Source organism: Nitrospira sp. (assembly GCA_030653545.1).
Lineage (GTDB): Bacteria > Nitrospirota > Nitrospiria > Nitrospirales > Nitrospiraceae > Nitrospira_D.
The window spans coordinates 169,443-192,445 of record JAURZE010000013.1; the positions used below are offsets into that span (position 1 = coordinate 169,443).

The 23,003-nt window shown below is 57.2% G+C and carries 21 protein-coding genes; 2 read left to right on the forward strand and 19 right to left on the reverse strand.

Going from position 1 to position 23,003, the window contains the following annotated elements:
• Positions 1-5: 5 nt before the first annotated feature.
• The 4 genes from Q7U39_05015 to Q7U39_05030 form a co-directional block, all read right to left on the reverse strand.
• The gene (locus tag Q7U39_05015) at positions 6-2,183 is read right to left on the reverse strand and encodes a bifunctional (p)ppGpp synthetase/guanosine-3',5'-bis(diphosphate) 3'-pyrophosphohydrolase (protein MDO9117298.1); all 2,178 of its coding nucleotides are present in this window, start codon (positions 2,181-2,183) and stop codon (positions 6-8) included.
• Between the two features lie 7 nt (positions 2,184-2,190).
• Positions 2,191-3,888 (reverse strand): single-stranded-DNA-specific exonuclease RecJ, encoded by a 1,698-nt coding sequence (gene recJ / locus Q7U39_05020; GenBank protein MDO9117299.1) that lies wholly within the window; start codon positions 3,886-3,888, stop codon positions 2,191-2,193.
• Between the two features lie 201 nt (positions 3,889-4,089).
• Positions 4,090-4,287 (reverse strand): ubiquitin-like protein Pup, encoded by a 198-nt coding sequence (locus tag Q7U39_05025; protein ID MDO9117300.1) that lies wholly within the window; start codon positions 4,285-4,287, stop codon positions 4,090-4,092.
• A 174-nt stretch (positions 4,288-4,461) separates the two neighbouring features.
• The gene (locus tag Q7U39_05030) at positions 4,462-6,516 is read right to left on the reverse strand and encodes a sodium-translocating pyrophosphatase (protein MDO9117301.1); all 2,055 of its coding nucleotides are present in this window, start codon (positions 6,514-6,516) and stop codon (positions 4,462-4,464) included.
• A gap of 277 nt (positions 6,517-6,793) precedes the next feature.
• Between Q7U39_05030 and Q7U39_05035 the strand changes: the two genes are divergently transcribed.
• Entirely contained in the window at positions 6,794-7,048 is a 255-nt protein-coding gene (locus tag Q7U39_05035) for a hypothetical protein (GenBank protein ID MDO9117302.1), read from the forward strand.
• A gap of 96 nt (positions 7,049-7,144) precedes the next feature.
• Here Q7U39_05035 and Q7U39_05040 read toward each other — a convergent pair whose 3' ends face one another.
• The 13 genes from Q7U39_05040 to Q7U39_05100 form a co-directional block, all read right to left on the reverse strand.
• On the reverse strand, positions 7,145-8,386 hold the full coding sequence (locus Q7U39_05040) for a multiheme c-type cytochrome (protein ID MDO9117303.1): 1,242 nt from the start codon (positions 8,384-8,386) through the stop codon (positions 7,145-7,147).
• 26 nt (positions 8,387-8,412) lie between these two features.
• Entirely contained in the window at positions 8,413-9,708 is a 1,296-nt protein-coding gene (locus Q7U39_05045) for a multiheme c-type cytochrome (GenBank protein MDO9117304.1), read from the reverse strand.
• Between the two features lie 9 nt (positions 9,709-9,717).
• Complete coding sequence (locus tag Q7U39_05050) at positions 9,718-10,215, reverse strand: PDZ domain-containing protein (protein MDO9117305.1); 498 nt, start codon at positions 10,213-10,215, stop codon at positions 9,718-9,720.
• Between the two features lie 31 nt (positions 10,216-10,246).
• Positions 10,247-11,158, reverse strand: coding sequence for an ethylbenzene dehydrogenase-related protein (locus tag Q7U39_05055; GenBank protein ID MDO9117306.1), 912 nt, complete (start codon positions 11,156-11,158; stop codon positions 10,247-10,249).
• 16 nt (positions 11,159-11,174) lie between these two features.
• A complete protein-coding gene (locus tag Q7U39_05060) occupies positions 11,175-12,428 on the reverse strand; it encodes a hypothetical protein (GenBank protein MDO9117307.1) in 1,254 nt (417 codons plus the stop codon).
• Positions 12,429-12,467: 39 nt separating this feature from the next.
• Positions 12,468-12,749 carry a twin-arginine translocase TatA/TatE family subunit gene (gene tatA, locus Q7U39_05065; GenBank protein MDO9117308.1) on the reverse strand — a complete coding sequence of 94 codons (282 nt, stop codon included), beginning with the start codon at positions 12,747-12,749 and terminating at the stop codon, positions 12,468-12,470.
• A gap of 25 nt (positions 12,750-12,774) precedes the next feature.
• Positions 12,775-13,587, reverse strand: coding sequence for a tetratricopeptide repeat protein (locus Q7U39_05070; GenBank protein MDO9117309.1), 813 nt, complete (start codon positions 13,585-13,587; stop codon positions 12,775-12,777).
• Between the two features lie 27 nt (positions 13,588-13,614).
• Positions 13,615-14,718, reverse strand: a complete 1,104-nt coding sequence (locus Q7U39_05075; GenBank protein MDO9117310.1) for a hypothetical protein — start codon at positions 14,716-14,718, stop codon at positions 13,615-13,617.
• 105 nt (positions 14,719-14,823) lie between these two features.
• Positions 14,824-16,608, reverse strand: coding sequence for a radical SAM protein (locus Q7U39_05080; protein MDO9117311.1), 1,785 nt, complete (start codon positions 16,606-16,608; stop codon positions 14,824-14,826).
• A gap of 269 nt (positions 16,609-16,877) precedes the next feature.
• Positions 16,878-17,831 carry an ethylbenzene dehydrogenase-related protein gene (locus Q7U39_05085; protein ID MDO9117312.1) on the reverse strand — a complete coding sequence of 318 codons (954 nt, stop codon included), beginning with the start codon at positions 17,829-17,831 and terminating at the stop codon, positions 16,878-16,880.
• A 99-nt stretch (positions 17,832-17,930) separates the two neighbouring features.
• Positions 17,931-18,905 (reverse strand): molecular chaperone TorD family protein, encoded by a 975-nt coding sequence (locus Q7U39_05090; GenBank protein MDO9117313.1) that lies wholly within the window; start codon positions 18,903-18,905, stop codon positions 17,931-17,933.
• A gap of 235 nt (positions 18,906-19,140) precedes the next feature.
• The gene (locus Q7U39_05095; GenBank protein ID MDO9117314.1) at positions 19,141-19,683 is read right to left on the reverse strand and encodes a 4Fe-4S dicluster domain-containing protein; all 543 of its coding nucleotides are present in this window, start codon (positions 19,681-19,683) and stop codon (positions 19,141-19,143) included.
• 193 nt (positions 19,684-19,876) lie between these two features.
• Positions 19,877-20,875: a hypothetical protein gene (locus tag Q7U39_05100; GenBank protein ID MDO9117315.1), complete on the reverse strand. Its 999-nt coding sequence runs from the start codon at positions 20,873-20,875 to the stop codon at positions 19,877-19,879.
• A 213-nt stretch (positions 20,876-21,088) separates the two neighbouring features.
• Here Q7U39_05100 and Q7U39_05105 point away from each other — a divergent pair, with 213 nt between their 5' ends.
• A complete protein-coding gene (locus Q7U39_05105) occupies positions 21,089-22,180 on the forward strand; it encodes a WD40 repeat domain-containing protein (protein MDO9117316.1) in 1,092 nt (363 codons plus the stop codon).
• Between the two features lie 63 nt (positions 22,181-22,243).
• On the opposite strand, the gene Q7U39_05110 is transcribed toward Q7U39_05105, so the two are convergent.
• Together Q7U39_05110 and Q7U39_05115 are read right to left on the reverse strand one after the other, a co-directional pair.
• Positions 22,244-22,636 carry a hypothetical protein gene (locus Q7U39_05110; protein ID MDO9117317.1) on the reverse strand — a complete coding sequence of 131 codons (393 nt, stop codon included), beginning with the start codon at positions 22,634-22,636 and terminating at the stop codon, positions 22,244-22,246.
• Between the two features lie 57 nt (positions 22,637-22,693).
• Positions 22,694-22,843 carry a hypothetical protein gene (locus Q7U39_05115; GenBank protein MDO9117318.1) on the reverse strand — a complete coding sequence of 50 codons (150 nt, stop codon included), beginning with the start codon at positions 22,841-22,843 and terminating at the stop codon, positions 22,694-22,696.
• Positions 22,844-23,003 lie beyond the last annotated feature (160 nt).

Sequence of the window (23,003 nt, forward strand, 5' to 3'; positions counted from 1 at the left end):
GGCCATTATTTTTCCTGCCACGCCCGAATACGCCGCGCCGAGATCACCCCCTCGACCCGTTCAATCGCCTTCAGCACATGATTGATGTGCTTCGTATCATTGACTTCGACGACAAAATCCAACACCGCCTTCCGGTCTTCACGCGTCGCGATTTCCGCCCGGCTGATGTTCGCCTGACATTCCGCAATTGCGGATGATACATTCGCCAACACCCCGGTCTTGTCGACTGCCATCACCGACACTTTCACCGGGTGCAACCCCGGCGTCGCCGTATCCCATTCCACCTCGACCAGCCGTTCCCGATCGTAATCCAGCGCTTCCAGATTGGGGCAATCCACCGAGTGGATGGTCAATCCGCGCCCGCGGGTAATGTAGCCGAGAATCCGATCCCCCGGCACCGGATTACAGCAACGAGAGAGCTGCATCAAGAGATCGCGCGCGCCTTTGACGCGTACGCCTTTGTCGTCGGATTTGCCGACCGGGGTCTTCGGTGTCGAAACCGGCTCCGCGACCGGCACTGCAGTTCCCGGCGATGGCGTCACCAGCTTCGCGATTACCTCTGCCGTCGCAAGATGGCCGAATCCTACCGCCGCCATCAGTTCGTCGAGCGTGTCATGCCCGAGCTGCCGCGCCACCTCCAATAGTTGCTCCGACCGCAGCATCTGCGCCGGCGCAAACGAGTGGCGCCGCAACTCCGACTCCAAGAGACGCCGCCCGATGTCGATGCTGCGCGTTTGCTCTTCGGCTTTGACCCAATGTTTGATTTTTGTCTTGGCGCGCGAGGTCCGGACAAACTTGAGCCAGTCCTTATGCGGCGTCTGGTTCGGCGACGTGAGAATTTCAACCGTATCCCCGCTCGTCACCTGATGCTTCAACGGCACAATCTTGCCATTGATCTTGGCCCCGACACAATGGTCACCGACTTCCGTGTGGATGGCATAGGCAAAGTCGACCGGGGTGGATCCCTTCGGCAGTTCCTTCACGATCCCCTTGGGCGTAAACACATAGACCACGTCGTGAAAGAGCTCAAGCTTGACGGAGTCCATGAACTGGCGATTGTCCGGCAGATCGGTGTGCCACTCGACAAACTGGTGTAACCAGCCGAACGCCTTGTTATCTTTCTCTGCAACCTTGCCCTGCTCTTTATATTTCCAATGCGCCGCAATCCCGTATTCTGCCACGCGATGCATTTCGTCGGTTCGAATCTGGAATTCGACGTGCTCGCCCTTCGGTCCGACCACCGTCGTGTGCAGCGATTGATAGAGGTTGGATTTGGGGATCGCGATGTAGTCCTTAAACCGGCCTGGCAGCGGGCGCCAGAGCGAATGGATCACCCCGAGCAAGGCATAACAGTTCATCTTCGTATCGGTGATGATCCGCAAGGCCGTGAGGTCGTAGACTTCCTCAAAGGAAATATCCTGCTTGTTCATCTTCTGGTAAATGCCATACAAGTGCTTCGGGCGCCCGTACACCGTCCCCTGCAACCCGACGTCGGTCAGCGCCTTTTCGACCAGATCGCGCACTTCCTGAATGTATTGTTCCCGGTCTTCATCGCGCTTTGCGACACGCACCCGCAGCATTTCGTACACATCGGGCTTGAGGTGCTTGAGACACAAGTCTTCCAGTTCATTCTTCACCCAGCCGATCCCGATCCGGTTGGCGAGCGGAGCGTAAATCTCCAGGGTCTCCTGGGCAATTTCCAGGCGCTTCGCCTCGCCCAAGTGCTCCAGTGTCCGCATATTATGGAGGCGATCGGCCAGCTTGATGATGACGACGCGGATATCGTCCGCCATCGACAGGACCATTTTGCGGAAATTCTCCGCCTGCTTTTCTTCATAGCTCCGGAACGTGATCTTCCCGATCTTGGTTACCCCGTCGACCAGATGGACCACTTCTTTCCCGAACTCGCGCTCCAGTTCGGCCGGCGTCGCTACCGTGTCTTCCAAGGTGTCGTGCAGCAGTCCCGCCACCACCGCCGCCACATCAGTTTTGAGCAAGGTCAGCACGCCGGCGACGGCGACCGGATGCTGCACGTAGGGCTCGCCGGAACGGCGCGTTTGCCCTTCATGCACTCTGGCAGAGAAGTCATAGGCCTTGCGCACCAGACTGAGATCGGCCTCCGGCTGATAGCTCCGCACACGGTCGAGGAGCTGATCGATATCTGTGACGGTTTCGTAGACCATCGACGCGTTACTCCCTCGCCGTCGCGCGCATATCCCGAATGCGCAATTGAATGCGGTCGTGCCCGTTCCAGTGATTAATCTCGGGCGTGAAGGCCAGATCAACCGGCTGGTTGAGCGTCAATCCCTGCTCCGAAAGCGACTTCATGCCGAACCCGATACTGTCGAACGGCAGCGACCGCCCCTGCCGGACCGTCATTTTCAAATGTTTCTCGCCGACGACGCGCGCCTCCATGATCGCCAATCCCTTCACGGCAAACATCGGCTCAGGGTTCCCCGCCCCGAATGGATGCAGCGATCCGATTTCCTGGAGGAGGCGCATATTGACTTCCGTTAGCGACACTTCAGAGTCGAGGTGCAGCGTAGGGACCACTTTTCCCGTCGAGGACCAGGCTCCTGCCACCGCCGCAAACCGTGCCTGAAATTCCGGCAATTGAGATTCGTGAATCGTCATCCCCGCTGCGCTAGGGTGCCCGCCGAATGCCACGAGCAGATCCTTGCACGAGGCCAAGGCTTGGTAGAGATCAAATCCTGGGATGGTCCTAGCCGATCCTTTGCCGATCCCCTGTTCATTGATGGCCATCACAATCGCCGGGCGATGATAGCGCTCCATTAACCGCGCGGCTACAATACCCACCACGCCGAGATGCCAGCCGCGGGAGGCCAACACAATCGCCGGCGGCACCTCGCCACCCTCAAGCATCGCGACGGCTTCCCGCATGATGTCTGCTTCAAGCTCCTGCCGGCGACGATTGAGCTGTTCAAGCTCCTGTGCGAGCTGCATCGCCTCCGATTCGGACTCGGTCGTCAGCAACTGCACGCCTTTGATCGCATGGTCCAACCGCCCTGCTGCGTTCAGCCTGGGCCCGAGCTTGAATCCCACCGTCTCCGAAGTGCACTCACGCGTCACTCCGGCAACCTGTTTCAACGCACGAATCCCGCAACGCGACCCGCGCGACAGTTGGCGCAACCCTTCCTGAACAAATCCCCGGTTCTCATCCTGCAATGGCACCACATCGGCAATCGTCGACAAGGCCACCAGATCCAGCAGCGAATCGAGCGACACCGTCCCCTGACTGTAGCGCTGCCGGTAGGCATCGGCCACCTTGTAGGCTAATCCACCGGAGCAGAGCCCGCGGAACGGATAGCGCGCCTCCCGCCTGTGCGGATTCATAACCGCCAGCGCCGGCGGCATCTGCTCATCCGTCTGATGGTGGTCGGTCACAATGACATCCATCCCCAACTGATTGGCGACGGCAATTTCATGGTGTGAGGTGGTCCCGCAATCCGAGGTGACCAGCAGCTTCACCCCCTCCGCGGCCAGCGCCCGCACCGCCCCTTCATTCAACCCGTATCCCTCCCGAACCCGATGCGGCACATAGGCTTGTGCGTTGGCGCCGAGCCCGCGGAAGAACGAATAATAAATACTCGTAGCCGACATTCCATCCACGTCGTAGTCGCCATAGAAACAGACCCGCTCACTATGCTGCACGGCATAGTGCAATCGATCGATGGCGGCTTCGATGTCGGGGATCAAAAAGGGATCGTGCGCACGGAGCGGGGTCATCCAGGCGGTGGCTTCATCAGGCGTGGTGACGCCGCGCGCTAACAGTAGGCCTGCCGTCGCAGGCGAGATCGACAAGGCCTGGGCCAATGTCGCCCGCCGGCCGGGATCGATATCACGAAACACCCAGAGCTTAGACGTCATCCATGCCTCGGTACGGGCTACAGGCGAATAGGGTCAACAGGTCGGATACCGCGGATGGTAAATGCTCACCATCCCTTTGTCAAACCATGCGAAAACGGTCGCTACAGAGAAGATCGGAGGCGGATCATATACCGGACGGAGAGGACAATGGAGCCAGCGGAGGGAGGGAAATGAAGAAGGGGAACGCGAACCAGTCGTTCGCTATTCCCCCCCCTTTTGCACGTAGTTCTTGACGAACTCTTCAGCGTTCTTTTCGAGGACCTCGTCGATCTCATCGACGAGCTTGTCGATATCTTCCGTGAGCTTCTTCCCGGTCTCAACGACCTTCGGATTCGCCTTGACCTCGTCCTTCGATTGAGGCTCGCGTTTCGGCTCCTGCTTGCGCTCCTGTTTTTCCATCCGAGCACCTCCCGTAGTTCTGGGAAACTCTCGTGGACCAGCGCGGCGCGTGATCCCTTGCGATCACCTTACCTTAGGGTTATTTCAGCCGTCAAGCCAAGCAGAGAATCGTGTGGCGATTCTTCGCTTTCGTGGCTCACGACCGTCTGATCGTGAGCCACGAAGATCGAAACCCTATTTCACAATCAAGGATACAATCAACAGCGCCACAATATTGATGACTTTGATCATCGGATTGATCGCCGGACCGGCCGTATCCTTATAGGGATCGCCGACCGTATCGCCGGTAACCGCCGCCTTGTGCGTATCGGTCCCCTTCTTGCCCTGCTCTTCAATGTACTTCTTGGCATTGTCCCAGGCACCGCCGCCGCTCGTCATCGAGATCGCCACGAACAAACCGGTGACAATGCTACCGACGAGCATGCCGCCCAACGCTTGCGGACCAAGAATCACACCGACCAGAATCGGGGAGATCACCGGGATTAAGCCCGGCACCATCATCTTTTTGATCGCCGCCTGCGTCACGATATCCACGCAGGTTCCGTATTCCGGCTTGCCGGTTCCCTCCATGATGCCCTTGATAGTCCGGAACTGCCTGCGCACTTCTTCCACTACGAGACCGGCCGCCTCTCCCACCGCTTTCATACAGAGGGCGCCAAAAATAAACGGCAACATCCCACCCAGGAATAATCCCACCAGAACAGAGGGATTGGAAAGATCGAACGTGCTCGCTCCGGCCCCCTTTGCAACCTCACGCGCATATTCGGCGAACAACACGACCGCCGCGAGGCCAGCCGACCCGATCGCGTAGCCCTTGGTGACTGCTTTGGTCGTATTCCCGACCGCATCCAATGGATCGGTAATATCCCGCACCTCTTTGCCGAGGTGAGCCATCTCCGCAATCCCGCCCGCGTTATCTGTAATCGGACCGAACGCATCGATCGCCACCACAATCCCCGCCATCGACAACATCGACACCGCCGCCACGGCCACGCCATACAATCCACCCGATGCCGCGCCGCCGCAGATCGAGTAGCTCGTCAGAATCGCGCCCCCGATCACCACCACTGGTAAGGCCGTTGCCTCCATCCCAACTGCAAGCCCTGCAATGATGTTCGTCGCATGGCCTGTTTCACTGGCCTTGGCAATGGCCTTCACCGGCGCATAGCTCTTAGACGTGTAATAGTCCGTAATGAAGACCAGCGCCAGCGTCACCGCCAAGCCGATCAACGCCGCCAGGTAGTAACTCATTCCACTCACGCCACCCACGCCGGCCATGATCGTGTTCGTCACAGGGTAGAATGCGACCGCAGCAATGCCACCCGCCACGAACAGGCCCTTATAGAGCGCCGGCATGATCTCGCCGCCGGGGCTCACCTTCACGAAGAGAATCCCGATGATCGTCGCAAAGATCGTCACGCCGCCGAGGGCGAGCGGGTAGAGAATCGGCGCGCTGTTCCCATTGAATAAGGTGAAGGCCAAGACCATCGCCGCCACCGTCGTCACCGCGTAGGTTTCGAAGAGGTCCGCGGCCATACCCGCGCAATCACCGACATTGTCACCCACGTTATCCGCAATGACCGCCGGATTACGGGGATCGTCTTCCGGAATGCCCGCTTCGACTTTTCCGACGAGATCCGCGCCCACGTCCGCCGCTTTGGTATAGATACCGCCGCCGACACGGGCAAAGACCGAAATCAGGCTGCCGCCGAATCCAAGACTTAGCAACGCATGAATCGCCTTCTCCTGTCCTGCAATCTGCGTGGCCACTGTGTAGAAAAGAGTAATGGCCAGCAGGCCTAAACCGATCAGCAACAGCCCGGTCACGGCGCCACCGCGAAATGCGACCGTCAGCGCCGCATTCATTCCTTTATGGGCCGCCTGAGCCGTCCGCACGTTCGCCCGCACCGCGATCACCATGCCCACATAGCCGGCCAGCGATGACGCGCCGGCGCCGATTAAAAATCCGATCGCGGTCAGTAGTCCGAATTTATCCGAGAACGCCCCTGCTCCCCACAGCATGACGAACAGCACCGCGGCAACGACGCCGACGGTTCGATACTGGCGGTTCAGATAGGCGCTCGCGCCCTCCTGAATTGCCTTCGCGATTTCCTGCATTTTGGGATTACCGGCGTCGAGCTTGAACACCCACATCGCCAGATAGAGACCGTAGGCAATACCGGTGACTGCTGCGATCAATGCAAAAGTAACGATGGCTGAGTCGCTCACGGGATACCCTCCTAGTGGTTAAACGACCATTGAATGTCGCTCAATTCCCCGTGGCTTCAACCCATCCGAAGGACACTTCGAGAAGAAGTCCGCAGGGTGGTGCAGGTGCCGCTATGGTGCTAACTAGCCGAAAAACTTGGTTAGTCTATACAGATGGTTGAAAGGGATCAAGGTGAAAGATGGGGACAATGGAGAGGCGAAAATCTTCCTGAGGGATTACACTGTTGTTTGCGGGGAAGAATCAGACTTGCTATAGTCCGCGCAAGTGGAGGGCTGTATGGGATTTGAGCCGAACTATATCGTGATCGATGGACAGACGTTCAGCAAGGTCAAGCTGGCGTTGGACAACCATGTCTACAAGAACTGCCAGATCGACGATTGCGATCTGTACTACAGCGGCGGGCAATACGAACTGCTCGATACCCACGTGACGAATTCACGCCTGGTCCTCAACCACCCCGCCAAGGGCATCTACAACTCCCTGCAAATTTTTAAGATGAAGTCGCCGAGTTCCAAGGTCATCTTCGAGTAGCATCCTTCGTATCTCGGAAACGTCATTCGCCTCTCGCACGTGCGGAGACCGTTCGGCCTCCGCCACGAGATGGGCTTCACGAGCGACGAGATACGGCTACTTATTGACGGGAATGTTCTCGGTGCGTTTCACGATGTCGATCGCCTGAAAGACCGGATCTTGCGATCCCTTGGAGGCTTCGGCTTCGACACGCTGGAGGAACGGCGCAGGGCCACTGATCGGCGCATAGTTCAAGGTCACGTCAACGTCGAACGTCTTCGTATCTTTCGGCGTGGGGAAGGTAAAGGTTTCGACCCGCGTTTCGTCGGGCTTTAACACCGTGTCTTCGAGCACTTTCACCGCCTCAAAATCAAAGACGGTCTTTTGGCCCTTGGCATCGGCATAGGTCCGGCCATAGACCCGCCTATCGGCAAAGACCGTTTTCAGATTCTTGCCTTTGATATCGAGATCCAACACCACCGACGCCCAGGCCGGATGGGTTGTGGGCAGGTTATGCGGTACGAGGCTTTGCACTTTCACAATGACGGTGGTCTTATCCCCGTCGATCTTGGTCTGCACATCCAGCTTCGCCGCTTCCTGCCGCAGCTTGCCGATGCGCCCGGGGAACGTATGGTTGGCGACTTTGCGTTTCTTCTCTCCGTTGGCCGATTCTCCGACCTGCTCCGGCATATGGCAGCTCTGACACTCTTTGCCGGACTTCACGGCCTGACTCTGCTCATAGCTCCCCAGCAAATCATTGGCCTTGCCCAGATTCGCCGCCGAGGGGACGGACTGGTGGCAGTTCAGGCAGAGATCGGACTTTTGAAACAGACCCAGTTCCATCGATTGATGCGCGAGATTCTGGACAAAATCTTTGTAGGGGCCATAGAGCGTCTTGCTGCCCAGTTCGTATTTCGGTTCCGGCGGTTGCTTGGCCCGATCGACCTGCTTAATCAAATGGCATTGTGCGCAGGCCACGCCATCCAATGAAGGATCTCCCGCCTTGGCCTGATCCACGAAGAGCTGAGCTTGATCAGGAAACTCACGCACATGGGGCGCATGACAGCGGAAGCACATCGCCTTATCTTTACCTGCGGAGGAATTCAGATACGCATCCAGCGAAGCACGGAAGGCCGGCGAATGGATCGACTTGGAGAGCGGAGAGGTTTCCCACTCTTCGAACACACGCTCATGACATCGCTTGCACTTACTGGAGTTGGGAAAGGCCTTTTCGATTACCGCCTGTGACTTGGCATCCTGCGCATATAAGCCGGGCTCCCCGCCGCTCCAGATAACCAACGCGCCGATAAGCACCGCGAGACCCACGACTCCCTGCTTGATGCGCTTGTATAAACCCACGCCACAATCCTTCTTCAATGGCTACCCTACAATGTTTTCACGCGATAGGTGAGGAGACGCGGCTGCTGGTACTCATCGAGCACATGCTTCGCCTCGTCCCGTTCCTTATCGGTTTTTAACGTCGCGAGATACTTTTCCCGCAACGCCGGTTCCGGCGTCGGAATCAATGCATAGCTCAATACGGCTTCAACCGAGGCCGGGAGCGAACCTGCAGGTATCGAATAGGCAAACGGTACTTTTCTCGTATTGCCGCCTTTAATAAAGGGATCGGGAATCGGGCCGCGCAGGATCTTGTCGTAGGGCAAGCCGAACCGCTTCGTCTCTTCCGCTAAGACCTTGCCCGCCGCGTCCTTGACGGTCATCGTGAGGATCACCTGCTTGAGCACCGGATCCCCGTCGGGGAAGCTGTGGGGGAGACTCCCCACCTTAACCAGCGTCGTCCCCTCCACCGTGCCGCTCGACTTCGCCATCTCGATATCAACACGCGGCATCCACTCGGCCTGGAGATTCCGGTTCTTTAACAACGTGCCGGGAATGACGACGCCCCGAAACCAGTGCCGGCCGATGGCCCGCGTCATCGATCCGCGCTTGGATGTCGAACTGCCGGTCGAAGGCTCCATGTGGCAGTCCTGGCAGATCGTTCCCTGGAGAATTTCACCGGGCAGCTCCCGCTTCGTGACATCTTTCACTTTATCGAAATGGCAGGAGGTACAGTAATTGGCCCCTCGGAACAGATCCGACTGCGCCCCGATGTGTACGAGGTTTTCTTCAGGATTCGCGAAGGGGCCATAGAGGGTTTTGCCCGGTGTCAGCTTGAAGGTCGGCGGCGGACCGGGCGTCGTGTCGACGGAACCGATCATATGGCAGGTCGCACAGCCGATCCCCTCGACCTGCGGCTTTCCGGCTAAGACCTGCGCGACAATCTTTTCTGCATGCTGGGGGAACACTGTCGTGGATGGCACGTGACAGGAGAGACAGCGCTGCCGTTCATCGGAAGTCGGATTCGTCTGCATCCACACGCCCAACACCGTTCGAAAAACCGGCGACTCCAGCGACGTCCCATGCAAGAGCGCGGCATCGACGCGTCCGAAGGTTTTTAGATCCGGGGTTTGCTCCCGCATGCCTTTCCACTCTTCATAGTGGCGGTCATGACATTGCTTACAATCTTCAGAGCGGATAAACACATTCTCGATCTCGGCCACCCAGTCGGGCGGCGCCGCTCCATCCGATTTTTGCGCGATAGCCCGCTCGTGCGAGAGCGCATTCAGCCCGATAGCGAGCAGAAGGAAACATCCAATAGCCAGGCGTCGTGTCAACGGCATCTGTGACCTTTAATCCCGTTTGCAGCCGACAAAATGAAAATTCACACCCCATCCGACCGGATCGCCGGGATCGGCTGGTTCATAGGTCCCGAGGGTAAAATTGCATTCCTTCATCGCTTTTTTGATCGCGATCCCGAAATCCGTCATGTTGCGAATTTCCGTCTTGTCGATTTCCTTGATGACCGATCGCACTTTGATACCGGCATAGTCTGCGCGGGAGTTTCCGATCACCTCGAATACGGCGACGCCCTTCGCCTCCTGCAGCTTCAGCTCTTTCCGGATATCCTCGTCCACGGATCCGACCATCACACCGAATTCCTCACCCAACCTGACCGCCTCGTCCTCGGTCATAGCCACGGCGTCAGCCGCTACCGCTATCGGGAGAGAGCCGCTCGCTCCCGTGAAGCCGACGAGACTGAGGGCCAGGGTGCAACTTCGACCGCACCGGAGCGCGATGTTCACGAATCGATGGCTTCGAATAGCGATCCTTTCACGGGTCATCGGCACAGGCGATCGACGATTCATTACACCAGGAAATTTAGAGCTTGGCAATCGGATCAATGGCCAGCTGGAACCAGGGGGCGACGGACTTCTGTCCGTTGCGCTCTTTATTCTCCCCGTTCCACACGGCGAAAGAGACGGTCTGGACGCGGCCAGGAATGAGCTTCGCCTCATTCTCCGGCTCTTCGCTCACCAGCGGGCGGCGCATCACCACACGCCACACCCCGTCTTTCCATTGCGCCTTCCCTTGAATCCGTCCCTGCTTTTCCTTCGTGGTCAGCGTGCTGAATCCTCCGCCGATCAAGTCTTCCACAGACGAGACTCGCCGGGGAATGACTTCGAACGTGCGCACGCCGCCTTCCTTCTTTTCAGTTTGGCGAGAGGCGCGACGGTCGATATCACTCTGCCAGTCCGCTTTCCAATGCCAGATATTGATGTAGTGATCAAGCTGGCCCATGCAGAAGAATGCCGGCGCGTCGCCGAGCGGCAACCCGATGGCGACGCCGTCTCGAAAGGTGCCAGGGGTCAGGCGATCATTCTTGGTGTTATCCTGCCACTCCAGAAGGAAGGCGATCTCGGTGCCGTTATGGAGAGAGCGTACGACGAGTGCCCGCGCTGTCGGCTCAGGCCAGACCGGGCGCGTAATGACCTGTCCGCTGAGCGGCACCGTTAAGGAAGAGACTGTGGCCCATGCCGCATCGTCCGGAGCCGACGGCAGTTCACCCTCGGCGAAATGGGACCGGATAGTCATGCCCGCTGAGCTGACCAGCGGAATTCCCCATCCGGCTAGAACACTAGCGATAACAAGAAGGCCGGCAAAAAACACCAGCAGAAAAGGACGGGACTGGCTGAGATTCGTCATTCGCACCATGCAGATGATTCGAAATTCGACGGTCGCCGTCTGGATCACTGCAGAATACCATAGCGCCAGCCAAGAGACCTGGCTCACGCTCAGAAACGGGGCCCTAGGACAGTTTCACCCGGCGAATTTTGTTCTCGCCGCGCTCGCAAATATAGAGATGCCCCTGTGAGTCGAGCGTCAACCCGACCGGTGAGTTCACCACGGCTTCGATGCCCAACAGTCCATCGCCGTGCTTGACCGTGCCGGCCGATTCTTTGGCGACAAACCGCGCGGCGCCGCACCCGCCCATGTTCTTGTCTTCATACCCGCTGTCGCCGTTGCCCGCCACGGTGGTGATCATGCCGGTCACCGCATCGATCCTCCGCACGCGATGATTCATGGTATCGGCAACATAGAGATTGTCTTCGGCATCGAACACAACGCCCTCGGGCGCATGCAACATCGACTTCACGGCCGGCTTGTCGTCGCCATCGTAGCCGTAGCGACAGATCCCCGCCACCGTCGAAATAATACCGGTCTGCATGTCGATCTTCCTGACACGATTGCTGCCCTTATCCACGACGACGATGTTGCCCTTGCTATCGATGGCCATTCCCACGAGATCGTAGAGGCGGGCTTCCATTGCAGGCTTCCCGTCATCCAGATACATCGACAAATCCAGACCGTCCGAGCAGACCGGCATCAACCAACCCTGGTCATCGCTGAAGTCGATGCCGATGGCATCCCCGGAAAGCACCACAAGACTGCGCGCCACCAACGGCTGCTCCCGCGATTCGTCTTCCGCCGTCCAGGCACCGGCAACCGTGGTCACCATCCCGGTACGGGGGTCATACCGCCGCACCTTGTGCGCCTGCGTATCGGCAATGTACATGACATCGTCCCGATCGAACGCAATCGCGGCAGGCCAGGTCAGATTCACTTCGAGCGCCGGGCCATCGCCATTGAACCCATGCTGGCCGGTCCCGACAACCGTCGTGATGATACCGGTTTCCCGATCGACCCGGCGAATGCGGTTGCTGCCGGAATCGCAGATGAAGAGGTTGTTCTGTGAGTCGAATGCGACATCCAGCGGCAGATACAGACCGGCTTCTCCGCAAAGCCCCTCATCGCCGCTATAGCAGGTTTCCCCGATCCCGGCAAAATTGTGGAGCGTGCCTTCGAGGATGTTGACCCGCCGGATACGGTCCGAACCGGACTCGGCAAAGTAGAGCCACTTCTCTTCCTTGTCGAGCGCGACATGGTGAGGGAGCGGAATCCCCGCCTTCACCGCCCGCTTCCCGTCACCGGTACTCCGGGCTTTCCCGTTTCCCGCAAAGGTCTCGATGTAGCCGCCGGCTAACTGCAGTTCTGTATCCATAGACGTCTGTGCGTCTCCACTTCACATCGGAAAGAAAACTTACGCGCGCGAGGCCGGTTGCGCGACAGCAGCCGGTTGATCGACGGTCATCGATTGAACCGGAGCGGCGGTAATGGCCGGAGCCGCGGCCGCGGCTTGCTGCTGCGCGGCGAGCGCCTGGGCCTCGGCCTCGATGGCGTCGGCCTCATGCACGGACTTCTTGAAGCCCTTGATGGCTTTGCCCAATCCTTCGCCCAGCTGCGGCAGTTTACCGGCGCCGAAAATGATCAACACGATCACGAGGATCAGAATCAGCTCTGTGAATCCAAGACTCCCAAACATGATGGACTCCTTCCTAAGGGGTAAATCAGGATGCGGAACTCTCTTTGGCTTTCTTGGCAAACCGTTCTTTTAATCGCTTCCGAGCTTCTTCAGCCTGCTCGAACATTTTGCACTTGTCGTACACACTGATGAGATTGTAGTACGCCAGGGGCTCGTCGGGATTGTTCTCGACGGCGCTCTCCATCACCTTGATCGCCAGATCGGACTTCTTGTGATTCAGTGCGATCTCCATCAATTTGAAGCTGGCTTCCAGATGCGTGGGCTCAAGTTCGAGCGTGCGCATATAGCACTGAATGCCCATATCGATCGTGTTGTAGTCGGACACCAGCGGGTTATCCAGCTCCACATACACGCTGGCGAGATTGTACCAGGCGATGGGATCTTCCGGCGTCATCTCGACAAGGCGCTCGTAGTAATCCTTGGCTTCCATGAATTTCTTCTTGTCCGCATAGACCCGGCCCAGATTAAACAGCGCCAGGATGTCATGCGGGAACACATCGAGCGCATGCTTGAATTCGGCCTCGGCTTCGTCGGCCATGTTCTTCGTGGCGTAGATGGTCCCGAGGTTCGAATAATACATGGCCAGCGACCGATTCATCTCGGCGCGCAAGCCCTCCGCCATCTCAATCGATTTCTTGACCTCGATCAAGGCGTCGTCCATCCGGCCTTTACTGAAGTACAATTCGCCCAACCGGCAGCGGGCCTGAAAATCGTCTGGCTCCTCCGCCAGCAGCTTCTCGATCGCCAGGATTTCCTCGTCGGGCGAGAGCGGCTGATCTCCGGGATCCAGCGCGGTCGCCGTCTGCGTGGGTTCATTGCTTGGGTTCGTTGTGTCCATACATGCCCCTGTGTTCAGTTGCGGTGATTATACCTGTTCGGTTACCAGGGCATCCGAAGAGCCCATGAGTGTATTCGCGGCCGTCGACGGAGACTCCGAGGCCACCGGTCTGACCCGATCCATCGCGAGCAGCATCACTCCCAGAATCACCATCAGCGTGAGATTGGAAAAAAGTAACGCATACCCCGCGATAAACATCAGTCCAATCCCATACCCCGCCAGCCGCCCCATATTGAGCAGCTTGATGACGGTATAGGACCAACAGAGCAGCCCCCCCATATAAATGGCGAACGGCAGATAGAAGGTATAGCCCATGCCGAACTGGAAAATCCACCCGATCCCCTGGGAAGCTTGCCGAACCCCGGACGCCAAGCCTGGGTCATACAAACCGAGCAGATAATCGGTAAAAATGAGGGTCGTGAAGATCGTCCCGGTCGTCGCCCAGAACCAGATCGCCCGATTGCGCTGCACGCGGTTCTTCGTCCTGAGCGACAGCCCCTGGCCGTAGGCCACAAAAGTCAGAAAACTCGCCAGTACCATCAAGGCTTCGCCGATTCGATGGGCCTCATAGACAAATGGCGGCGCCGCGACGGTGTTGGCCACACTGTAGGCGGTCGACAGAATTTGGTAATAGAGCCATCCGGAAATACCGAAAAAAAATGTGACTCCCAGCACCTGGTGCGACCGTTGCGGTTGCGTGGAGACATACTCGAACATGAACAACGCCAAAGCCAGAAAGGCGATGACGTTATAGATCAATGACCCGACCATCCCGGAAGGTACCACCAAAAAGGCCGCGGTGAGGAGCAGTAGCAACACCACACAGCTCATCGCTACCTTGGTCATCCGGTTCACCTCCTGGCCGGCGCTGCGATTGACCATCGTCACACCCAGCGCGAGGAACAAGAGAATCGCCACGATGTTGAGGAGCCAGGTGCCGATCTCTGTGAGGGTGCTGAAGGTCGGGGTGATCCACGGATGCGCCACAGCCATCTTGCTCAGATGCATCCCCAATCTCGAGACCAGGCGATAGAGCACCAACTCAAGAAATGAGGTCAGCAGAACGAGCTTGATCGTATACTCGAACATCGGACCGTAATCGCTGATCCGGCCTGAAATCCGATCACTCATCGTTACGCTCTTCATACCCTCGTACACTCCCGCCAGCAAGGACCTGATTATAGCTGTCACAAAAAAACAGGGTCAATGCCGAGTCGCAGCCACCGTCCGAGGAAGCTAGGACGCGCTGATCGGCTGCGGCGCCTGGACAGCCTGCGCCTTTTCATGCGCAATGTAGAGCAATCCGTCCGCCATCGAATAATTGAAGGGCAATTCGCAAACCACTTCACTGACCCGTTCATAAACATGCTGATAGAGCTTTTCCGACTCGTCCGGCGTCATCCCCTCCTGCACCTCATAAAAGAACCCCAGACTCAGATCCTCTGCAGAGGGCCGCATGATTCTGCGTATCCCATATCCTCCAGGATCGCTCATGATCGGGGCTTCCTTCTCAAGGTCGAACAGGCAGGGCTGGCAGGAGAACCCGAACGACTCGTGCAACTTTTTGTTCTCCACGATGAAGTTCATGGTTTCCAGCGCTTCTTCTTCCTTCTCCGTAGGAAATCCGACGATGATGTAACAGTGCACCGCGATCCCAAGATCCACACAGTCGTCGGCGATCCTCCGGACCCACTCCTGCTTGATACCCTTCTTCATGAAATCCATGATGCGCTGATTGAAGGACTCCAATCCGAACACAATCTTGAGACAGCCGGCGTCACGCATGGACGTCAGAAGTTCACGTGAAAGATTCTTTTCGAACCGCATTTCGCAGGTCCATTTGATATCCAGCTTCTGCTCGGTCATCTGCTGACAGAGCCGCTTGGTGGGCGCGAGGGCAAAACACTCGTCGGTAAAAAAGAAGTTCTGCGCCCCGTACCGCTCCTTGAGCCATTTCAGCTCTTCGATCGTCCGGCCCGGCTCCTTCTGCCTGAAATTCTGGTGATCGAGCGTGAGGGCGCAGAAGGCGCAATCTTTGTAGTAGCACCCGCGCGAGAATTGGACCGGCAACACCGGTTCAGGAGAGAGATACTTATCCAGCGGAAACCCGTCGTAGTTCGGCGCAGGCAACTGGTTCACATTCTCTGAATAGAACGGCTGATTGACCGTAATCTTCCCGTTTTGGCGATAGATCAGATTCGGCACCTTGCTGAAATCTTTCTTCCCGGCCATCTGATTGACCAACTCCAGCAACGCCGTCTCTCCTTCAAACACGACGATGTCATCGGTAATATCAAACAAACTCGGACAGCGGCGGATATTATCGACCAGGCGGGTGAATATACTGCCTCCGATCGTAATATGCAGATCGGGAGCCGCTTCTTTGATCAATCGGCACAGCGTCAGTCCGGGAATAATCTGCGACGTGGCCGTGATCGACACCCCGATAAGATCCGGGCGATCGTTCACAATCGATGGAATAAATTTATCGCGGAACAGGCTGATGTAGGGATTCTGCACTTCATCTCGAATGACCTTCATGAGGTCTTTCGAGGAATAGATCGAATAGTTGCTGAACTGATTATCGACGACCGTCAATCTTGTCGGGAAATACACCGACGACACCAACTCCAGCCATTTATCGATCATGAAGAGACTGCCGCGATAGGCATCGAGATCGTAAAACGCCTCGCTACGCAGCGTCTCTTTTGCCAGCTCTACCCGATCGATCAAATAGGGGAACCGATCAAGCGACTCCGCAATTTTGGCCGCGTGCTCACGGCTTCCCGGACCAGTCTCTCCAGACGTACTCTTTTCCAGCTCCCGCTGCTTTGCGAGCAACTGTTCATGAACCTCAGCCCCAAATGAGCGGGTCAGAAGTTGGTCGAGCAACTCGATTCCAAGATCCCGCTGAGAGACGTCTTTGACGCCACCCTGGTGCAGGAATCCGGTGAGAGAGGGGAGACTGAGATACGGTTGAGAGGGATGCCAGGTAGGCGGAAACAACAACGATACTTTCATGGAAACCACTTTCTAATATCTTCGGAAAATCAGATAGTTTCGAATGATTTCACTGATCGTTTATACACTCCCGCCTTCTTCATTTGCAACCCTGCTGCATCGCACGTTGAGAGAACGCATAGCCTCTCCCCCAGCTATGCCATCACCATGCCAAAAAGAAAAAGCCCCGGGTCACTTCGCCATTTACATAGCGCAGACCCGGGGCCATTTTCTCACGTCACCTCAACGCGTTCAGCGATGAGCGGTGGTCTCTCGCGAGACCGCTTCGCTCACGGAAGCTTGAGCGTGAACCAGGTGGAGAGCGCCTTCATACCGTTGCGCTCAATGTTGTTCCCATCCCACACTGCAAACGCGATGGGCACAGACATTCCCGCCTTGAACTGCGTATCGTTCGCATCGCTGGTCTCCAGGCTGCGCTTGATGACCACGCGCCAGGTCGGACCAGTGTAACCGCCACCCTTGACGGAGCCTGACGGCTCCCACACACCGTTCCCGAACACGTCCTGATGGGATTGGGTGGTGAGGGTGCTGAATCCGTTGGCATTCAGGTCTTCAACCGAGCTCACACGGAGCGTCGGATCGGACATGATGTTACCGGACCAGATACCTGAGTTGAATGGCCCAAGGCTCCGACCGATCCGATCAGGATAGGTCACGCCACCGGCCGGCTCTTCGAAATAGTAGTCCCAGAAAATGCCTGGGTACTGATCGTCCACGTCCCACATGCCCGCGCTGTCCTTACCAAGGTCTTTCTGCCATTCCGCGTTCCACCGCCAGATGTTGGTGGTTCCGCCGGATTGACCCATACACTGGAAAGGTGGCGCACCGGACGTGGTCACCGGGAACATGATCGCAGCCTGGTCGCGGAAGTCCTGCGGACCAATCGCTGTGTCATTCTTCGTCTGATCGCTCCACTCCACGCGCAGGCCGAGCTCCTTACCGTTGCTCATCGCCTTCACGAACATCGACTTCACCGAGATGTTCGGGTGCATCGGGGTGGTGATCAGCTGACCGCTCAACGGAACGATTACACCAGGAACGCTTTCCCACACGGGGTTGGCGCCATCCATGGGAATCGGTCCCTTGACTGCCTTCGCCGGAATCGTGACCGGCTGGCTTACGGCCAAGGGCACTTGCCCGATCGTCAGCATGACGCCGACGACGAGGGCAGAGAGCAGAATGCTAAACACCAATTTCTTGTTGGTCGTCTGCACAACTCTCATACAGCTAATCCCTCCTCTCAAATTAATGATTAAATAACATCGCCCAAAAAAACTACCGTATAACTACCGTCCAGAAAACGAGAAATAATTGCTCGAAACCTACGCGGTTCCGACTGGTCCGCCCTCCTCCTTGTCCTTATCCTTGTCCTTCACATCCAGGAAGGACTGCGCGCCGACTTCATTCAACAACACGCTCAACTCATTCCCCTGGTCCTGCGCTCCGCACTCGTACGTCTGACCTTCAGGCGAATTAAAGGTCGCCGGACGATAATCTGTTTCTGTGTAAGGCTGCGGGGTGACTCCGAGGAACGCGGTTTCGAACTCAATCCAATCAGAGGTCATATCCGCGACGATCTTGAACAGACCGGAATCGGACTTTTTCGTCAACATCCGGCAAAACAGAGGAACCCATCGCCCGATGTGATTTTTAACAAACTTTTTCTGCGCATCCACAACGATCTGCGTCTTGTCGGCACCGTCATGGCAGCGGGAATACGATTCTTTGTAGGCCAAGAAGTGCATGAACTCGAACTCGACGCTGAGGTGGTCGAGCCGCTCATGAATATCCTTCGACAACTCGACGCCAAACGCCTTATAGAAGCCGGCGATGTCGCCCATGGTATGGGACTGCGCAAACACGTGATCGTTGCCGAAGAGGGTTTCGTACGGCGGACAATCCAGCGTGATCACATTGCTGAACACACGCCGATGCTCCGACTGCAGATCGCTCAACTGCCAGTTCACGCATTCTGACGCCACCAGCTTTTCGACATTATCCAACTGCTTTTTCAACGCAGCCAGCTTCAGCTTCGCGCGATCTCCGCCCTGATTGGCATCCAAGGCCGCCTGGAGGGCATCTAATGCCGCGCGACCGTCTTCCACAAACTCCCCGCACTGCAAGTAATCAAGAAACTCCTCGTCTTCCGGATACAAAAGGCTCCAGGAAACAAGGAGATAGAGCTTGCTGCGATTGAGCGCTCGCTCAACGGCGGGAGAGTCTTTGATCGTCGGGATGGTAGGGATAACGGTAGCAGCGGTAGATGTTGCAGTCTGCACCGATTGTTTACTCGTCATGACAATTGTCTCCTGGATGTGGGACTCAACCCAGGCCTCACAACTCACACAACTTCTGAACCAGCACTACTTCGACCTATCACGGGCCTGCGTATGATAGGTAAAGGTCAAATGGATGTCAAGCAAGAACTCGGACCTCAAACCATGGATTTCAGCCGGTTTATTTTTTTATTTATTTTGACTAGACATTTCAATTCCCCGCTTCAGTACAGTGATTTTCCGCTTCCATCCACGCTCAGAACCCGGCGAGTTGCCGCACAGGCGTCACACGGATCGCCACATGATCATTGACGGTATTACAGATATGTTCGCACATACCACAACCCACGCAACTCTCTGCGGATACCTCAAGCCGCATGGCCGAAAAATCCATTGATAAGGCATCCACAGGACACTTCGAAACGCAGGCATGACACCCCTGCCCGGCCGTGCACAGCCGCTGAGATACCACCGCCACACCCAGTCGAATATCAGGCATCCGATCGACCGGCCGCAACGCGTCAGTCGCACAGGCGGCAATGCAGGGAAGATCGTCACACAAGAGACAGGGCGACTGGTCGGCAAAAATCACCGGGGTCCCATCCCCGCCATGGCAGACAATCGCCCCAGGATCGCAGGCCTTGATACAATCGCCGCATTTCGTGCAGCGCTCCAAAAACAAGACTTCTTCCACAGCCCCCGGCGGCCGAAGCCAATCCGTCCGCAAGACCGGAGCCGGCGCTTCAGGCGCAGCATCAACGTGCCTAGAAAACTCCTGCGCCGCCTTGGCGACAGACATCACGGAATCTTTTAGGAAGTCCCGCCGGCCATATGAAGGGTTAGATGCCATGGTATTCGTTGATCCAGCAGTTGGTCAAAACGTCTGTTCAACGAGGCCGCAGCGAGTAAACAGCCTTCACGTACCCACTGCGGTACGTGAAGGCCTTGAACGATGCGGGAACGAAGATAGCAAACGTCTTCACCGCCGACACCTACATCACGCCGTCGGCCCGCAGCTTATACACTTCCACGCACCGGTCGCAGCCGCCGTACTCAATATCCCACCCAGGATGGTTCTCCCGAATGAAGTCCAAGACATACGGTTCCAACTTGGTGCCCATATCTTCCACCCACGAATAGGTCGGGAAGCGACAGAGCGGGCAGGGGAAGCCCGGCATCAGCATCACCTTATTTTCCGTCTCGGGAACCTCGCCCCCTTCCACATCGACCGCGCGATCCATCACGCGCAAGGTATCGGTCGACATTTCGATCAACTCGGAATGGGTGAAATACGAGATCTGCCAAAGCCCTTCAAACACTGATTTCAATTGGGGCGGCGGGATCTTCCGGTACCACGAGCGGAACTCCTTGAACCGATCCTCTTTGCTCAGCATCGGCTCCCGGCCCGCCGCACTCAACCGGCTATCGACGCTCACACTCCATAGCACGCGGTAGCGCTGCAGGATCAGCGTTTCTTCTCCGGAATTCTGTCCGACCTTCGTATCAGGGTCATAGCCGAAAACCGGGTCGAGCATGTCCGAGATGTGCATCAGCTCATGGCGGCAATAGCGGGTCAGAGCAGGATCGTAAAACCGTCGCGGGATCAGCTTAATACCCACACCTTTCATTCCCTTGGCCTCAAAATCCTTGGCCAAATCCTGCTCGACCGATCCCCACTTGCGGAGAATGTCGACGCCTTCCTGATCTTCTTTCAAGACGCCCTTCACCAGCACAATCCCGACCTTATCCTTTAAGAGCGGATATTCGTTGAACGAATCCCGAATAATGTCCGAGAATCCCCACGTACCGAACAAATACTGGTACAGCTTCTTAAACTCCCCTTCCCGATCCTCAAGCATGAACTTCTCGTAGATCGGATCGGCATGCTCATGGAACTCCTTGTAGTAGGTCGGATCGCCTTCACGCTCCGTCTTCTCCACGAAAGAGTCGATGACCTCTTGCAGCAATGCGGGCTGAAATCTGATTTCCATTGGAAGCCTCGAAAGAATGGATGTGACGGGCACTCAGTGCGTTGACACCACCGGAATCGCCTGCGCGGGGGGATGCGGCGCCCCGCGCCACCTTGACTTGAACGCCGAGCATCTCTTACGATCTCCCAGCGTTGACGAGAGAAGTATACTGGCCCCAAAAGCCGATTTGCAATCAAGGGAGGACCCGAGCCCTCCCGGTGAGTGGAGTACCCAATGCCTGAACACACGATGACGCCCCCTCTTCCCAGCGCCACCCCGGAAGCGGCCGCCCCGCAGCCGCCTATCGACTTTCTTGAGTATTGGAAAACCGATTGCCGGGAGATCAAGACGTTTCGGGGGCACTCGCACGGTGTCTGGACGGTCGCCTTCTCGCCGGATGGACTGACTCTGGCCAGCGGAGGCGCCGAGCGCCTGGTCCGCATGTGGGACATTGAAACCGGCCGGCTCCTGCGCTCGCTCCGCGGCCATACGAATGACATCCGCGCCATCGTCTTTACCCCGGACGGCCTCACCCTCGCCACCGCGAGCGAAGACCGCACCATCCGCCTGTGGAATCCGAAAACCGGCGAACCGACCAAGCTGCTGTTCACCCGGTACGATCACAATGTGTGCAGCCTCTCCCTCTCGCCGGACGGCCTCATGCTCGCGCGCGGGAGCCACAATAAAGACATCAAGATCTGGGAAGTCACGACCGGCACCGAACTGATGACGCTCCTGGGGAAAGATCAATACGACCATCACTGGTCCGTGTGCGTCGCCTTCTGCCCGGACGGCATCCATCTGGCGAGCGGCACCGACATCGGAAAAATTAAGTTGTGGGAAGTGCTCCCGAGCGGCGAAGAGAAAGTCTTACACGACGGGCACTGGCAGCGCGATGCCGACGACTCCACTGAGACCCGCGGCTACTTCATCGAAGACGACGGCGGCTTCCAAAAGCCGATGGACTACTGGATCGGCGCCATGACCTTCACGCCGGACGGCAAGACCCTCATCACCGGCAGCCGCGACAAAACCATCAAGTTTTTCGAAATGCCGAAGCTGATTGAGAAGAAGGTCCTGACCGGGCACACGGCCTGGGTCAGATCCCTGGCCGTCTCGCCGGACGGGAAAGTGCTCGCCAGCGCCGGGGACGACAACACCATCAAGTTCTGGGACATCGCCGCCGGCCGACACTTCAAAACCGTAAAGGGTCATACCGCCGGCGTCCGCCAGATTACGTTTTCTCCGGACGGCAAACGGCTCGCCAGCGCCTCCTGGGATCGCACAATCAAGCTCTGGGAAGGCGGCGCCGAACCGACTGAGTAATCCCGCATTCGCTCGGCAGCCGGTAATTAACGGCCGGCTGCCGGAAACTCTCACAACGGCGTCTCATACTTTCCGACAAGCAACCCTCCATTCCGCATCGCCATCGCTGCCCGGCGCGACCTTGGCCCATCGCTTCGTCCCTTTGCCCTGATACACTAGGCGCCCCTTGCCCATCTGCTCCGCGTAATACTTGGAGAATAAGAGGCGGCTTCGATTATTGCGGCAATCATACTGCTTCTTCGTTTTCACCGAACGATACGAACCGCGCGCAACCTGCCTGGTCACAGTGAAGTCTCTCAATGTCCAGAGCGTCACGGTCTGGTCTGTCTGGCCGATTGTCGCCATATCCACGTAGTCGTCGTACTTGTGAGTCCCGCCTACCTGCACCCACTCCGCCGAGGCCGTCCCATAAAACAGGGCTGTCGTAATCATGACGAGCAGCCATCGAACCATCATGTTGCCCTCTCACACATCAGAAGAAAGGCAGCTCTGCACATTCCGTCAGCGGCCACCTCAGGCTTCTTCCTCTTCCACATCCTCAACGGCCTGTCTCAACGCGGCGACAAAGGCCTCCGGCTGCGCCAAGGCGCTCTCCGTCAACTGAAACTCAGACACCAGCACGCCTGCTTTATCGACGATGACGAGGCGATAGCCTGGTTTCATAATGGTCCTTTCAGAATAACCTAGTGTAGTGATTCATGCTGTTCTTGTCTTATCCAGAGCGCTCTTGGCCCGATTCACTTTCGCTAAGATTTCCTGCGCGGATTTGGTCCACACAAAGGGGGTGGGCTGGGTATTGCGGTGGGTCATGTAGGCGTCAATC

What these genes read in the sequence shown, in the direction of transcription:
- Q7U39_05060 (MDO9117307.1), bottom strand. Translation starts at nt 12,428, where the DNA reads ATGGATACAGAACTGCAGTTAGCCGGCGGCTACATCGAGACCTTTGCG.
- Q7U39_05105 (MDO9117316.1), top strand. Translation starts at nt 21,089, where the DNA reads ATGCCTGAACACACGATGACGCCCCCTCTTCCCAGCGCCACCCCGGAA.
- Q7U39_05100 (MDO9117315.1), bottom strand. Translation starts at nt 20,875, where the DNA reads ATGGAAATCAGATTTCAGCCCGCATTGCTGCAAGAGGTCATCGACTCT.
- Q7U39_05110 (MDO9117317.1), bottom strand. Translation starts at nt 22,636, where the DNA reads ATGATGGTTCGATGGCTGCTCGTCATGATTACGACAGCCCTGTTTTAT.
- Q7U39_05090 (MDO9117313.1), bottom strand. Translation starts at nt 18,905, where the DNA reads ATGACGAGTAAACAATCGGTGCAGACTGCAACATCTACCGCTGCTACC.
- Q7U39_05070 (MDO9117309.1), bottom strand. Translation starts at nt 13,587, where the DNA reads ATGGACACAACGAACCCAAGCAATGAACCCACGCAGACGGCGACCGCG.
- tatA (MDO9117308.1), bottom strand. Translation starts at nt 12,749, where the DNA reads ATGTTTGGGAGTCTTGGATTCACAGAGCTGATTCTGATCCTCGTGATC.
- Q7U39_05080 (MDO9117311.1), bottom strand. Translation starts at nt 16,608, where the DNA reads ATGAAAGTATCGTTGTTGTTTCCGCCTACCTGGCATCCCTCTCAACCG.
- recJ (MDO9117299.1), bottom strand. Translation starts at nt 3,888, where the DNA reads ATGACGTCTAAGCTCTGGGTGTTTCGTGATATCGATCCCGGCCGGCGG.
- Q7U39_05075 (MDO9117310.1), bottom strand. Translation starts at nt 14,718, where the DNA reads ATGAGTGATCGGATTTCAGGCCGGATCAGCGATTACGGTCCGATGTTC.
- Q7U39_05035 (MDO9117302.1), top strand. Translation starts at nt 6,794, where the DNA reads ATGGGATTTGAGCCGAACTATATCGTGATCGATGGACAGACGTTCAGC.
- Q7U39_05015 (MDO9117298.1), bottom strand. Translation starts at nt 2,183, where the DNA reads ATGGTCTACGAAACCGTCACAGATATCGATCAGCTCCTCGACCGTGTG.
- Q7U39_05095 (MDO9117314.1), bottom strand. Translation starts at nt 19,683, where the DNA reads ATGTCTGTCGCCAAGGCGGCGCAGGAGTTTTCTAGGCACGTTGATGCT.
- Q7U39_05115 (MDO9117318.1), bottom strand. Translation starts at nt 22,843, where the DNA reads ATGAAACCAGGCTATCGCCTCGTCATCGTCGATAAAGCAGGCGTGCTG.
- Q7U39_05025 (MDO9117300.1), bottom strand. Translation starts at nt 4,287, where the DNA reads ATGGAAAAACAGGAGCGCAAGCAGGAGCCGAAACGCGAGCCTCAATCG.
- Q7U39_05085 (MDO9117312.1), bottom strand. Translation starts at nt 17,831, where the DNA reads ATGAGAGTTGTGCAGACGACCAACAAGAAATTGGTGTTTAGCATTCTG.
- Q7U39_05045 (MDO9117304.1), bottom strand. Translation starts at nt 9,708, where the DNA reads ATGCCGTTGACACGACGCCTGGCTATTGGATGTTTCCTTCTGCTCGCT.